The organism is Nocardia fusca NBRC 14340 (assembly GCF_001618425.1).
GTDB lineage: Bacteria > Actinomycetota > Actinomycetes > Mycobacteriales > Mycobacteriaceae > Nocardia > Nocardia fusca.
The window spans coordinates 351,186-364,856 of record NZ_BDCU01000017.1 but is presented as its reverse complement, the minus strand read 5'-3'; the positions used below and the strand labels follow the sequence as shown (position 1 = coordinate 364,856).

The 13,671-nt window shown below is 68.8% G+C and carries 14 protein-coding genes; 10 read left to right on the top strand and 4 right to left on the bottom strand.

Annotated features, from left to right (window positions below):
* The first annotated feature begins 88 nt into the window (after positions 1-88).
* Together dapA and NF4_RS08105 are read left to right on the top strand one after the other, a co-directional pair.
* On the top strand, positions 89-997 hold the full coding sequence (gene dapA, locus NF4_RS08110) for a 4-hydroxy-tetrahydrodipicolinate synthase (RefSeq protein WP_063059760.1): 909 nt from the start codon (positions 89-91) through the stop codon (positions 995-997).
* The gene (locus tag NF4_RS08105; protein WP_063126619.1) at positions 994-2,970 is read left to right on the top strand and encodes a ribonuclease J; all 1,977 of its coding nucleotides are present in this window, start codon (positions 994-996) and stop codon (positions 2,968-2,970) included. Before dapA ends, NF4_RS08105 begins: the two co-directional genes overlap by 4 nt.
* 71 nt (positions 2,971-3,041) lie before the next feature.
* Here the strand turns inward: NF4_RS08105 and NF4_RS08100 are convergent, their stop codons facing one another.
* Positions 3,042-3,602, bottom strand: a complete 561-nt coding sequence (locus NF4_RS08100; protein ID WP_063814525.1) for a WKL family lipoprotein — start codon at positions 3,600-3,602, stop codon at positions 3,042-3,044.
* Between the two features lie 67 nt (positions 3,603-3,669).
* The gene (locus NF4_RS08095; RefSeq protein WP_063814524.1) at positions 3,670-4,065 is read right to left on the bottom strand and encodes a DUF4189 domain-containing protein; all 396 of its coding nucleotides are present in this window, start codon (positions 4,063-4,065) and stop codon (positions 3,670-3,672) included.
* Positions 4,066-4,189: 124 nt separating this feature from the next.
* Between NF4_RS08095 and NF4_RS08090 the strand changes: the two genes are divergently transcribed.
* From NF4_RS08090 to NF4_RS08080, 3 genes are all read left to right on the top strand, one after another.
* Positions 4,190-4,813, top strand: a complete 624-nt coding sequence (locus NF4_RS08090; protein ID WP_157120049.1) for a TIGR03085 family metal-binding protein — start codon at positions 4,190-4,192, stop codon at positions 4,811-4,813.
* 255 nt (positions 4,814-5,068) lie between these two features.
* The gene (locus tag NF4_RS08085; protein WP_063126616.1) at positions 5,069-7,693 is read left to right on the top strand and encodes a DNA translocase FtsK; all 2,625 of its coding nucleotides are present in this window, start codon (positions 5,069-5,071) and stop codon (positions 7,691-7,693) included.
* A gap of 128 nt (positions 7,694-7,821) precedes the next feature.
* Positions 7,822-8,826 carry a TerC family protein gene (locus NF4_RS08080; RefSeq protein ID WP_063126615.1) on the top strand — a complete coding sequence of 335 codons (1,005 nt, stop codon included), beginning with the start codon at positions 7,822-7,824 and terminating at the stop codon, positions 8,824-8,826.
* A 47-nt stretch (positions 8,827-8,873) separates the two neighbouring features.
* On the opposite strand, the gene NF4_RS08075 is transcribed toward NF4_RS08080, so the two are convergent.
* Together NF4_RS08075 and NF4_RS08070 are read right to left on the bottom strand one after the other, a co-directional pair.
* Positions 8,874-9,158 carry a YciI family protein gene (locus NF4_RS08075; protein WP_063126614.1) on the bottom strand — a complete coding sequence of 95 codons (285 nt, stop codon included), beginning with the start codon at positions 9,156-9,158 and terminating at the stop codon, positions 8,874-8,876.
* Positions 9,159-9,239: 81 nt separating this feature from the next.
* Positions 9,240-9,791: an amino-acid N-acetyltransferase gene (locus tag NF4_RS08070; RefSeq protein WP_030521678.1), complete on the bottom strand. Its 552-nt coding sequence runs from the start codon at positions 9,789-9,791 to the stop codon at positions 9,240-9,242.
* 110 nt (positions 9,792-9,901) lie between these two features.
* On the opposite strand from NF4_RS08070, the gene pgsA reads away from it, so the two are divergent.
* The 5 genes from pgsA to pspM all read left to right on the top strand — a co-directional run bounded on the left by pgsA (position 9,902) and on the right by pspM (position 13,636).
* A complete protein-coding gene (gene pgsA / locus NF4_RS08065; RefSeq protein ID WP_084532985.1) occupies positions 9,902-10,555 on the top strand; it encodes a CDP-diacylglycerol--glycerol-3-phosphate 3-phosphatidyltransferase in 654 nt (217 codons plus the stop codon).
* Positions 10,552-11,067, top strand: coding sequence for a CinA family protein (locus NF4_RS08060; RefSeq protein WP_063126867.1), 516 nt, complete (start codon positions 10,552-10,554; stop codon positions 11,065-11,067). The genes pgsA and NF4_RS08060 overlap by 4 nt, the downstream gene beginning before the upstream one ends.
* A gap of 107 nt (positions 11,068-11,174) precedes the next feature.
* A complete protein-coding gene (locus tag NF4_RS08055) occupies positions 11,175-11,609 on the top strand; it encodes a helix-turn-helix domain-containing protein (RefSeq protein ID WP_063126866.1) in 435 nt (144 codons plus the stop codon).
* 222 nt (positions 11,610-11,831) lie between these two features.
* Positions 11,832-12,662 (top strand): phage shock protein PspA, encoded by an 831-nt coding sequence (gene pspA, locus NF4_RS08050; RefSeq protein ID WP_063126613.1) that lies wholly within the window; start codon positions 11,832-11,834, stop codon positions 12,660-12,662.
* A gap of 32 nt (positions 12,663-12,694) precedes the next feature.
* Complete coding sequence (gene pspM, locus NF4_RS08045; protein ID WP_063814523.1) at positions 12,695-13,636, top strand: phage shock envelope stress response protein PspM; 942 nt, start codon at positions 12,695-12,697, stop codon at positions 13,634-13,636.
* Positions 13,637-13,671: the final 35 nt, after the last annotated feature.

Sequence of the window (13,671 nt, the reverse complement as noted above, 5' to 3'; positions counted from 1 at the left end):
GTATAATGCCGTCGATAGTGGGTTCGGCGGCCGAGAACACGGACGAGGGTGTCGAGCCGCACCAGGTGACCGGGTAGCCTTTCTGACCATGACGAACGGTGAATCGACGCCCCCGGTGTTGAGCGCGTCCGGCACAGTAGGTGTCGCGATGGTGACCCCCTTCAGTGCCGAGGGCAAGCTCGACATAGACACCGGCGTCTCCCTGGCACATCGTCTGGTCGATCGGGGTGTCGACCTGCTCGCGATCTCCGGAACCACCGGAGAATCGCCGACCACCACCGAATCGGAGAAGGCGGATCTGCTGCGCGCGGTCGTCGACGCGGTCGGCAACCGGGCCACCGTGATCGCCGGCGCCGGCACCTATGACACGGCGCATTCGATCGAGCTGGCGCGCAACGCCCAGCGCGCGGGCGCGCACGGCCTGCTGGTGGTGACCCCCTACTACTCGCGGCCCACCCAAGAAGGCCTGTACGCGCATTTCACCGCGGTCGCCGACGCCACCGACCTACCGGTCACCCTGTACGACATTCCGCCGCGATCGGTCGTCCCGATCGCCTCCGACACCATTCGCCGGCTCGCCGAACACCCGCGGATCGTCGCGGTCAAGGACGCCAAGGGCGATCTGAACGCGGGGGCGGCGCTCATCGCCGAAACCGATCTGGCCTTCTACTCCGGCGACGATATGCTCAACCTGCCGTGGCTGGCGATGGGCGCGGTCGGCTTCATCAGTGTGATCGGGCATCTGGTCCCGGAGCGGCTGCGCGAGATGGTGGACGCGTTCACCGCCGGAGATGTGGTGCGGGCGCGCGATATCAACACCAGTCTGCTGTGGCTCAATGCCGCGATGGCCCGCCTCGGCGGCGTCGCGATGACCAAGGGCGGGCTCCGCCTGCTCGGTATCGACGCCGGTGAACCGCGACTGCCGCAGATCATGCCCAGTCCGGAACAGCTCGAGGATCTGGCCGCGGATCTGCGGGCCGCCGGGGTGCTCGAATGAGTGAACCCACCGCCCGCCGCCCCCGCCGCACCGCCCGGCGTGAGGCCGGCCCGGCCGCACCCGCGCCCGAACCGCAGCACGAACCCGTGCCCACGCCCGTGGTGGCCGAGCCCGCCGAACCCACTGTCGAAAGGGAAACCGAGACGGTGGCAACCGAATCCGTGACCGTGACCGAAACCGCCGCACCGGAAGGCCGGGGCCAGCGATCGCGTCGCGGCGGGAGGGGCCGGCAGTCCGGCCGTGGCCGCGGCGAGCAGGCCCGTTCCGCGCCCGCTGTCACTCCGGAGGCCGCCGCCCAGGACCGGCTCTCGCTGCCCCCGAAACTCCCGAAGCAGGGCCTGCGGGTCTTCGCGCTCGGTGGTATCGGCGAAATCGGGCGCAATATGACCGTTTTCGAGTACGGTGGCAAACTGCTGATCGTCGACTGCGGAGTGCTCTTCCCCGAGGACCAGCAGCCCGGTGTAGACCTGATCCTGCCCGATTTCCGGCCGATCGAGGACCGCATCGACGATGTGGTGGCCGTGGTCCTGACCCACGGGCACGAGGACCATATCGGCGCCGTACCGTTCCTGCTGCGGTTGCGCCCGGATATCCCGGTGATCGGCTCCAAGTTCACCCTCGCGCTGGTCGCCGCGAAATGCCGGGAGCACCGGTTGCATCCGCGGCTGCTCGAGGTCACCGAGGGGGAGCGCACCGAGCACGGGCCGTTCGAATGCGAATACTTCGCGGTCAACCACTCCATTCCGGATGCCCTCGCGGTGGCCATCCGCACCCCCGCGGGGACGGTGCTGCACACCGGGGACATCAAGCTCGATCAGTTGCCGCTCGACGGCCGGCTTACCGATCTCGCCGGTTTCTCCCGCCTCGGCGACGAGGGCGTGGACCTGTTCCTGGTCGACTCCACCAACGCCGAGGTCCCGGGTTTCGTCACCCCGGAACGCGAGATCGGCGGTGTCCTGGACACCGTGATCGGTAAGGCGCGTCACCGGGTGATCGTGGCCTCCTTCGCCAGCCATGTGCACCGGATCCAGCAGGTGGTGGACGTGGCGCAGAAGTACGGGCGCCGGGTGTGCTTCGTCGGCCGGTCCATGGTGCGCAATATGCAGATCGCGCAGGATCTGGGCTATCTGTCGGTGCCCGACGGGCTCGTCGTCGATCTCGATCAGGCGGCCACCCTGCCGGGCGACAAACTGGTGCTCATCTCCACCGGTTCGCAGGGCGAGCCGCTCTCGGCGCTGTCCCGGATGGCCCGGGGTGAGCACCGGCAGATCCATATCAGGGCCGACGATCTGGTCGTGCTGGCCTCCTCGCTGATCCCGGGCAACGAGAACTCGGTGTTCACGGTCGTCAACGGCCTGGCCCGCCTCGGCGCCACCGTCATCACCCAGCAGAACGCGAAGGTGCACGTCTCCGGGCACGCGTCGGCCGGGGAACTGCTGTACCTGTACAACGCGGTCCGGCCGACCAACGCCATGCCCGTCCACGGTGAATGGCGGCATCTGCGTGCCAATGCCGCGCTCGCCGTCGCCACCGGGGTCCCCGAAGAACGGGTGGTGCTGGCCGAGGACGGTGTGGTGGTCGATCTGGTCGACGGCATCGCCTCCATCGTCGGCCGGGTCCCGGTCGGGCACGTCTACGTGGACGGCCTGTCGGTCGGCGATGTCGGCGAATCCACGCTGTCGGACCGGCTCGTGCTCGGCGAGGGCGGTTTCATCGCCATCACGGTGGCCGTCGACGAGACCACCGGTAAGGCGGTGAGTCCGCCGGAGGTCAGCGGGCGCGGGTTCTCCGACGATCCGACCGCGCTGGCGGAGGCGGCGGAGCTGGTGGAAGCCGAACTGCTGCGGCTGGCCGGTGAAGGCGTCACCGATACGCATCGCATCGCGCAGGCCGTGCGGCGTATCGTGGGCCGCTGGGTGGCCGATACCTACCGGCGGCGCCCGATGATCGTGCCGACCGTGATCGGCGTCTAGCCGAACGACCGAAAACCGCCGGAGGGCTGAGCCCTCCGGCGGTTTCTCGTCTCTGCGGCCCTAGGCGTAGCTCAGGAGTCGGCCTGGCAGGCCGCCGAATCCAGCTGCGCGGACTTGACGATATTGCACGCGAATCCGTGCGCGATCTTCCACTGATCGCCTTCGGCCACGAAATCGACGGTCGCGTTCTCCACCGGGCTGCCGCCGATGGTCACATCGGCATCGGCGGTCACCTTGCCGTCGACCGGTTCGCCGACATTGGTGATCTTGACGGTGACCTCGTTCTTCTTGGCCGCCTCGACCAGCTTGTCGACCAGCTGCGGATCCTGTTCGGCGTCCTCGATCCAGGCCAGCTTCTCGTCTTCGCCGACCGAGCCGTCGAGCGCCCGGTTGATCTTGTCGTTGAGTTCCTCGGCCGTGGGCTTGGGCAGATTCGGCGCGGGTGTGGTGGTCGGCGCCTTGCCCTCCTCCCGGCCGTCCTGGGTTTTACCCGATTCGAACTCGGCGGCGGCCTCGGTGCTGGTCGCGGCGGCCTCGGTCGAGGAGTCCTCGGTGGACGAGCACGCGGTGAAGGTCAGGGCGGCGGCGGCCATTGTCGCGGCGGCCACGACCCGGATCGGTCGAATTTTCACAGTTCTGATTCCCCTACGGTGTAGTCGGCGAGTTCGGCGCCGGCCGGAAGATGTGGTCGGTACGAACTCACAGGTCGTAGCCGGAAGTGCAGTTCCAGTGCTCGATGTAGGCGTTGCCCGGGTTGTTGGCCAGCGCCTCGGACCGGGCAGCGGCCTTGGTGGCGCCGGAGCCGTAGCTCAGCCAGCTGTCCGAAACCGCCAGCGCGCCACATCCGTTGCGCCAGGAGATCTTGGCGACGCAGTCGGCGGCACCACAGCTGTCGACCGCGGCCGACTCGGCCTCGGAGTAGCTGTCGTAGTCGTAGGACCAGCCGTAGTTGCCGGTCGACAGGGACACCGCGATGGCGCCGTAGTAACTGCTGTACTGGGCGTGCGCCGGCGTCACCGAAGCGACGAACATCGAGCCGATGGTCGCCACCAGAACGGCGGCAACGGTGAGAATCTTCTTCAAAGGTGTTCCCATCTGTGTATTTCGGTCCACGACCCTTATGGACCGAATGACAAAGTACAGAGCATCTCTGCCGGTGAGCAACCGGATCGGCAACACGTTCCCTCCCCGATGGCTGGGTCTCGGCTAGATTCATCGTGTGAACATGGCTCAGCGTGAACGCCGTGCATTGGTCGAAACGATGAAGGGCACCGGCCCGGACGCGCCCACCCTATGCGGTGAGTGGACGGTACGCGACCTCGCGGCGCACCTGGTGGTCCGGGAGCGACGGCCCGACGCCGCACCGGGAATCATGTTGGCGCCCTTCGCCGGCTATCTGCAGAAGGTGCAGGACAAAGCGGCCGGCCGGGAGTTCGACGAACTGCTGGACAAGATCCGTACCGGGCCGCCCTGGTGGTCACCGCTGCGCCCGGTGGACGCGATCGCCAATCTCGGCGAGATGTTCGTCCATCACGAGGATGTCCGCCGGGCGAGCCCGGGCTGGGAACCGCGGCAACTGCCGGCCGAGGATCAGCGGCGGCTGTGGGCGACGGTGCGCAAGATGGGGAAGATGGCGTACCGGAAATCGCCGGTACCGGTGGAGTTCTCGACGCCCGGCGGGGAACGGGCCCGGATCGTGGACGGCAGCGGGCCGGTGGTGACGCTGACCGGTGAGCCGTCCGAATTGCTGCTGCACGCCTTCGGACGCGATCAGGTCCGGATCGAAACGGCCGGCGAACCCGACGCGGTCCGGCAGGTACTAGAACTCGACCGCTCCATCTGAGCGCCGCGGGCGGAGAACACGCGCGCGGGCGAGGCGGCCCAATGTCCGAATCGGGACCGAACCCGTCGACCAACGCCTCCAGCGTGGACCGGTCGCTCGCCGGATCGACGGCGGTCCAGGCACGAATCGCCGCCGCCGATCACCCCGCGGCGACCGGCCGGCCGCTCGGCGCGGGCCGTAGGCGGACACCGCCGGGGCGGCGGTAACCAGTGTTGCGGATGGTCCGGATGGGGTTGTTGCGGCTAGCCTGAGGCCATGGCAGGTAAGTCCCGCGGCACGACCACACCTGGTGCGCGGGCGGGATCGGCTCGGGGGCGGACCACCGCGGCGCGTTCTCGTTCGGGTAGTACACGCGGCGCGGCCGGCGCGGCCGCGGCCCAGGGTCCGGCTCGTAGAACCACACGTAAGGCGGCCCCGCGCCCGGCCAACGGCGCCCGTCCCCGCCGCACCGCGGCGCGCCGGCCCACCGCCGCACGACGTTCCGACACGGCGCCGCTGGCGGTGTTCGGCCGGATGGTGGGCAGCGGCTGGACCATGGCCGCCCGTGGCCTGGGCGCCACCACCCGGGCCATCGGCCGGGCCGGGGAGATCGAGCACGGTCATCGGCGCGACGGGGTCGCTCTCGGTTTGATCGCGCTCAGCGCGGTGATCGCGGCCGCTGTCTGGTTGTCCGCCGGCGGGCCGATCGGGCGGGCCGTGGACGCGGTCATTCGTGCGGTCACCGGTTCGGCCTCGGCGCTGCTGCCGTTCGTCGCCTCCGGTATCGCGGTGGTGCTCATGCGTACCGAACCCCGCCCGGAGATCCGGCCCCGGCTGGTGCTGGGCGGTCTGCTGATCGGGTTGCCGTTGCTCGGACTGTGGCATATCGCCGACGGTGCCCCCACCGACGCCGCCGGGCGTGCCGATGGGGCCGGGTTCGTGGGATTCGTCATCGGTGGCCCGGTGACCGATGGCCTCACCGCCTGGCTGTCGGTGCCGATACTGTTGCTGGCGATGGTGTTCGGTGTGCTGCTGGTGACCGGCACGACGGTGCGCGAGGCGCCGCAGCGACTGCGCGAATTCTTCGGCGCCCCCGGTTACGAGGGCGAGGCGGACTACCGGGACGGCCACGATCCGGTCGACGAGTACGAGACCGGCGCCGGGGAGGCTCCCACCAGATCTCGCCGCCGCCGCCGCACTCCCGCCGAGAACTACCCGGCCGACGAATTCGCGGGATCCGCGGCCGAGCCGCCCCTGCGCGACGCCAAACCGATCACCGCCGCCCCGGACGGCGAACAACCCGCACAGCGCAAGAAGCGCAAACCCGCCGCGCCCGCGGTGGTCGATCAGACCCCGCCGCCGCTTCCGGATCCGGAGTTCGTCACCGACCGGGTCACCGAGGGTGATTACACACTGCCGCCGATCGATCTGCTGGTCGAGGGCGACCCGCCCCGGAAGCGCAGTGCCGCCAACGAATCGATGATCGAGGCGATCACCGAGGTACTGGTGCAGTTCAAGATCGATGCCGCGGTCACCGGTTTCGTCCGGGGCCCGACCGTCACCCGCTACGAGGTGGAACTCGGGCCCGGCGTGAAAGTCGAGAAGATCACCGCGCTGACCCGCAATATCGCCTACGCCGTGGCGACCGAGAACGTGCGCCTGCTCGCGCCGATCCCCGGGAAATCCGCCGTCGGTATCGAGGTGCCCAATGCCGACCGGGAACTGGTCCGCCTCGCCGACGTGCTCACCGCGCCGGCCACCCGCAACGATCATCATCCGCTGGTCATCGGCCTCGGTAAGAATATCGAGGGCGAGTTCGTCTCGGCCAATCTGGCCAAGATGCCGCATCTGCTGGTCGCGGGCTCCACCGGCTCCGGTAAGTCGAGTTTCGTGAACTCGATGCTGGTGTCGCTGTTGCAGCGGGCCACCCCCGACGAGGTCCGGATGATCCTGATCGACCCGAAGATGGTGGAACTGACCCCCTACGAGGGAATCCCGCATCTGATCACGCCCATCATCACCCAGCCGAAGAAGGCCGCCGCAGCGCTGGCCTGGCTGGTGGAGGAGATGGAACAGCGGTATCAGGACATGCAGGCCAGCAAGGTCCGCCATATCGACGATTTCAACCGCAAGGTGAAATCCGGTGCCATCACCACGCCGCTGGGTAGCGAACGGGTGTACCGGCCCTATCCCTACATTCTGGCCATCGTCGACGAACTCGCCGATCTGATGATGACCGCGCCCCGCGACGTCGAGGACGCCATCGTCCGGATCACCCAGAAGGCGCGGGCCGCCGGTATCCATCTGGTGCTGGCCACCCAGCGGCCGTCGGTGGATGTGGTGACCGGCCTGATCAAGACCAATGTGCCGTCACGGCTGGCGTTCGCGACCTCCTCGCTCACCGATTCCCGCGTGATCCTCGACCAGCCCGGCGCCGAGAAACTCATCGGTATGGGCGACGGCCTGTTCCTGCCGATGGGTGCCGGTAAGCCGACCCGGTTGCAGGGCGCCTTCATCAGCGACGAGGAGATCCACGGGGTCGTCGAGTTCACCAAGAATCAGGCCGAACCGGAGTACACCGAGGGCGTCACCGCGGCCAAGGCCGGGGAGAAGAAGGATGTCGACCCCGATATCGGCGACGACCTCGAGGTGTTCCTGCAGGCGGTGGAACTGGTGGTCACCTCGCAGTTCGGGTCCACGTCCATGCTGCAGCGCAAGTTGCGGGTCGGGTTCGCGAAGGCGGGCCGCCTGATGGACCTGATGGAGACCCGGGGCGTGGTCGGGCCGAGCGAAGGGTCCAAGGCGCGCGATGTGCTGGTCAAACCGGACGAACTCGACGGCCTGCTGTGGTCGATCCGGGGCGGCGGCGACGAGGAAGCACCGGCACCGGACGCCGGATGACCGGCGTGCTGCCGGTCGCCGGGCGCGCTGATATGCGACGATAGCCGGCAACCACCCCGCAAGCCGGCTGAAACGGGCATATCGGGCATGATTGGTGGTATGACTCGCACCGCTGAACGGATCGCCGTATGCAGGTAACCGCTCTTGTCTGGGGAATCACCCTCGTGGTGATCCTCGGGTTGTTCGTCTTCGATTTCTTCGCCCATGTGCGGACTCCGCACGAACCGACCTTCCGTGAGTCCGGCTTCTGGTCCGCGGTCTACATCGGGCTGGCGCTGGCCTTCGGCGGGGTGATCGCCTGGAAATGGGGCGGGACCTTCGCCGGTGAGTACTACGCCGGTTTCGTCACCGAGAAAGCGCTCTCGGTGGACAACCTGTTCATCTTCCTGATCATCATGTCCACCTTCGCGGTGCCCCGGATCTACCAGCAGAAGGTGCTGCTCATCGGCATCGTGGTGGCCCTGGTCATGCGCGGTGTCTTCATCGCGGTGGGCGCCGCCGCCATCAGCGCCTTCAGCTGGGTTTTCTACCTGTTCGGACTCTTCCTGGTCTACACCGCGGTCAAGCTCCTGAAGGAGAGCGGCCACGAGGTCGAAGAGGAACAGAAACGCGACAGCCGGATCGTCGCGCTCATCAAGCGCTTCGTGCCGACCACCGAGACCTATGACGGCGACAAGCTGGTCACCCGGATCGACGGCCGACGCGCGCTCACGCCGATGCTGCTGGCACTGGTGGCCATCGGATTCGCCGATCTGCTGTTCGCGCTCGACTCGATCCCGGCCATCTACGGCCTCACCGAGGAGCCCTACATCGTGTTCACCGCGAACGCGTTCGCGCTGATGGGGCTGCGCCAGCTCTTCTTCCTGATCGGCGGCCTGCTGGACCGGTTGGTCTACCTGTCCTACGGTCTCGCGGCCATTCTGGCCTTCATCGGCGTCAAACTGGTGTTGCACGCCCTGCACGAGAACAACCTGCCGTTCATCAACGGCGGCGAGCATGTGAACGTCCCGGAGATCTCCACCGCGCTGTCGTTGTCGGTGATCCTCGGCATCCTGGTCGTCGCGACCGTCGCCAGCCTGCTGCGTACCCGCGGGCAGGCCCGGCCGAAGTCGGCCGCCGGTTCGGGCGAGTAGCCGGTGCGTCCCGGCCGGGTCGGCGCCCGGCCGGGACGCGGCACCACTCAGTCGGCGAACGCGCCGAGTACGGGCTGCCATTCGACGGCCCGCACATCATCGATCAGCTTCTCCTGAGCGAACGGGTCCTGGGCCAGCAGCTCGTCCAGCGCCGCGGCGTCGGTCGCGCGGAACAGCAGCAGGGCGCCGGAACCGTCCGGGTACGGCCCGCTGCTCAGCAGCGCGCCCTCCGAAAGCCGGTCGGCCAGCCACGTCCGGTGACGCGGGCGATGGGTGTCCCGAGCGGGAACGGTGGCGTCGGAATAGGTGTAGTGAACAGCGAAAAGAGGCACCCGTCGACTCTAGTGCGCGGGGTGTCGCCGCGGTGCCGACCGTCCACCGCGAGTGGTAGGTACTCCTGCGGCCGGTGAATCTCAGAGCGTGAGCAGCATTCGGGTGTTGCCGAGAGTGTTGGGTTTCACAAAGCTGAGGTCCAGGAACTCCGCCACACCGGTGTCGTAGGACCGGCACATCTCCGCGTACACCTCGGCGGTCACCGGAGTGCCCTCGATCTCCGCGAAACCGTGCCGGGCGAAGAACTCGACCTCGAAGGTGAGCACGAACAACCGCCGCAGCTCGAGCTCCCGCGCCACCTCGACCAGCTGCTCCACGATGACTTTGCCCACACCGTGGCCTTTCACCTCGGGAAGAACCGCCACCGTGCGCACCTCACCGAGGTCGGCCCACAGCACGTGCAGCGCACCGCAGCCCACCACGCGGTCGCCGAGTTCGGCCACCCAGAACTCCTGTACCGACTCGTACAGATTGACGAGGTTCTTCTCCAGCAGGATGCGGCCCGCATATACATCGACGAGCGATTTGATCGCCGGGACATCGGAGGTGCGGGCGCGACGCACCCGCACGGTGGCGGTCTGCGTACCGGGTGCGTCGCTGGTCGAACCACTCAGTGGTCCCCGTGAGGTCATGGGGTGCACAGTAGTCGGCCGGGCTACCGATAGTCTGGGTGTGTGCCGCAGACTCCGCCCTCCCGCTCGATCTCGCGCGCCTGTCCCGGCGCCGCGGCGCAGAGGCGGCCATGAGCGTGCATCCCGAGGAGATCGACCGGCGTCTGACCGTGCCCGGACCACCGCGCGGTGGTCTGGTGCCCGCACCCGCCGAATCCGCGGTTCCGCTGCTGAACATCGCGAACATCCTCACCATGATCCGGATCGCGCTGGTACCGCTGTTCGTCCTGGCGCTGTTCGCCGATGGCGGTCATCAGACCGGCTGGCGGATCACCGCGACCCTGCTCTTCGCGCTCGCCGCGATCACCGACCGGTTCGACGGTCAGCTCGCCCGCAAATACGGCCTCGTCACCGATTTCGGCAAACTCGCCGATCCCATCGCGGACAAGGCGCTCATCGGCGCGGCGCTCATCGGGCTCTCGATGCTGGGCGATCTGCCGTGGTGGATGACCGTCGTCATCTGCGCGCGCGAGATCGGAATCACCCTGCTGCGGCTGGCGGTGGTGCGCCGCGGCGTCATCCCGGCCGGTCGCGGCGGGAAACTCAAAACCCTCGTCCAATCGGTGGCCATCGGGGTGCTGCTGCTACCGCTCTCGGGTGGTTTCGCCACCGCGGGAATGACGCTGATGTGGATCGCGTTGCTTCTCACAGTGGTCACGGGCCTGGACTACGTCGGTCAGGCGGCCAGGCTGTGGCTCGCCGGACCGCACCGGACTCGCGGATGACGGCCGGACACACCGGCCCGCTCACCGCCGGCAGCGCGGCCGCCGATCTCGTCGCCGCCCTGAAGGACAGCGGGCAGACCGTCGCCACCGCCGAATCACTGACCGCGGGGCTGGTGTCCGCCACGATCGCCGGTGTGCCCGGGGCCAGTGCGGTGCTGCGCGGCGGCATGGTGGTGTACGCGACCGACCTCAAACACAGTCTGGCCGGGGTCGACGAGCAGGTCCTGACCGCCGAGGGTCCGGTGGCCGCGAGTACCGCACAACAGCTCGCGGTCGGCGCCCGGACCCGCTGCGGCGCCGACTGGGGAATCGCGCTCACCGGGGTCGCCGGGCCCGACCCCCAGGCGGGGATCGAGGTCGGCACCGTCTTCCTCGGACTCGCCGGACCCGGGCATACCGAGGTGATGCGGTTGAAACTCACCGGCGACCGGTGGAATATCAGGTTCACAGCGACACAGGCCGCGGTTCGGGAACTGCTGCGGTGCGTGCGGGGCGAATCACCCACCCGGTGAGCAGTTCCGCGACCGGCCCGGGAACCCTCGGGGCGGGTTCCGACGTTGTGCGAAGAGAGAACCGCGTGCGTGCCGTGGGCGACGCCTACCGGGAGAAGGAGAACTCGATGACGCTGCTGCGAGAAGCGATCGGGGACAGTCTGCGGCGTGCGCGCCTCGCCCAGAGCCGGACCCTGCGCGAAGTATCCACCTCGGCGCGGGTGAGCCTGGGCTACCTCTCCGAAGTCGAGCGGGGTCGTAAGGAAGCGTCCAGTGAACTGCTGGCCGCGATCTGCGACGCCCTCGACATACCGCTGTCCCGGGTGCTGTGGGACGTGAGCACCGCGATCGCCGGCGAGGATCTGCCGGCGGGCGCCGCCCCGGCCCGTGAACCCGCCGAAGCGGCCACCCCGGCACCGGCGGAGCCGGCCGCCGAGCCCGCGGCCGCCGAACCCGCCGCCGCGTCGGCCGCGGCCGGTACCCGGACCCAGGTCGACGGCGAGACCCGGATCGTCATCCCGGCGCCCACCAACGGCCCGCTCGTGCTGGTCGAAGCGGCCTGATCGGTTATAGCCGTCGTATACCCGATCGTGACAATGCGCGCGGCGCCGGGGACCGGATAGATTCGTAGTATGCGTCGGCGCGGCCGTTCTCGGCGAGACGCGGCGTCGTTCGGTGGCCGGGACCCGGCGCCGCATGGTGGAGGATAGGCAGATACCGAGTGCGTGACGGTCGCGCACTCCGAGTCGCCCAGGCGGCACAGTAGATGGAGGCGGGATCAACCGATGGCTAATCCGTTCACGAAGGCCTGGAAATACCTGATGGCCCTCTTCGATGCCAAGATCGAGGAGCACGCGGATCCGAAGGTCCAGATTCAGCAGGCTATCGAAGAGGCTCAGCGTCAGCACCAGGCACTGTCCCAGCAGGCCGCCTCGGTAATCGGGAACCAGCGTCAGCTGGAGATGAAGCTGAACCGGCAGCTCGACGAGGTCGAGAAGCTCAACGCCAATGCCCGTCAGGCCGTCGTCCTCGCCGATCAGGCCAATGCCGCGGGTGATGCCGAGAAGGCCATCCAGTACACCAACGCCGCCGAGGCGTTCGCTGCGCAATTGGTCACCGCCGAACAGTCGGTCGAGGACCTGAAGGTGCTGCACGATCAGTCGCTGCAAGCCGCCGCGCAGGCCAAGAAGGCGGTGGAGCAGAACGCGATGCTGCTGCAGCAGAAGGTCGCCGAGCGCACCAAACTGCTCAGCCAGCTCGAACAGGCCAAGATGCAGGAGCAGGTCAGTGCCTCCCTGCAGCAGATGGACAGCACCCTGTCCGCCCCCGGCAGCGTCCCCAGCCTGGACGCGGTGCGGGAGAAGATCGAACGCCGCTACGCCACCGCGCTGGGGTCCGCCGAACTCGCCCAGAACACCGTCCAGGGGCGCATGCTCGAGGTCCAGCAGGCCAGCGTCCAGATGGCCGGCCACAGCCGGCTCGAGCAGATTCGCGCGTCCATGCGCGGCGATTCCCTGCCCGCCGGGAACACCGGCGCGGCGCTCGACGCCGGGAAGTCGGCGGCCGAACCCGCACAACCACAACCACAGATGGACAAGGGCCGGACCGCGCAGTAGCAGCGGCTCCACCGAGTTCGGCGAGGACAGCGATGAAGTCTGACAGGTCCCGATTCCGCACCGGGTCCCGGGAGTTCGCCCGTGCCTGGCCCGAACTGCAGCCGCAGGCGGCCTACGTCGCCGACAGTCTGCGGGAAGCCGGCGAGAACGCGCTCGTCGCGGTCCGCCGCTGGGCCGATCCGCGGGAACGCGAGCTCCGCCGGCGCCGCCGGGCCCGGCGGCGCAGTATCGGCCTCGGCACGGTCTCCGGTCTCACCACCGCCGGGGCGGTCGGGCTGGTGATTCTGTCCGCCCCCGCCTGGGCGGTCGTGGTGCTCGGCGGCGGGGCGGTCGCCCTGGTCACCGGCGCAGCCCTGAGCACCCGCCGTTACCTGCGGTTGCGGCGGGCGCCGCTGCCGATGGCCGGCTACCTCCCGCGCAAACTTCCCTCCGGCCGGTCCGCCGCCCGGCCCGCCATGGCCCGATTGGCGCGTGCCGAACGCGCGTTGCACGAGGTGGCCGGGCAGATCGCCCGGTCCCGTCGGCTACCCGCCGAGGAACTCGAAGATCTGATCGCCACCGCCGGCTCCGGTGCCGCCGCGCTGACCGCGCTGGCCGCCGATATCGCCACGATGGAAGGCGCGATCCGGACCCTCGGCGGGGGTGCGGCCGAGATCGCCGACGCGGCCGACGTGCATCGGCTCGGAGAAACACTGCAGTCGATCGTCGCCCGGCTCGACGGCGGCGTCGCCGAGTACGAGCAGGTGGTCGCCGCGGCCGCCCGAGTCCTCGCCGTCGACGAAACAGGGGCGCTCCGCTACGAGTTCGACGGTATCGTCGCCGATCTGCGGCACGCGGCCGATCGGATGGACGGCTGGGCACAGGCACTCACCGAACTCGCCGACTGGGCTCCCGGTTCGTTGCCGCCCGCCGCGGGCCACCCCTCGTGGCAGCCGCCCGTGGCCGAGGTGCCCCGCGGTCGCGCGCGCCCGTAACGGTCTCAGGGTCAACCCTGATCTTCCCCGGATAT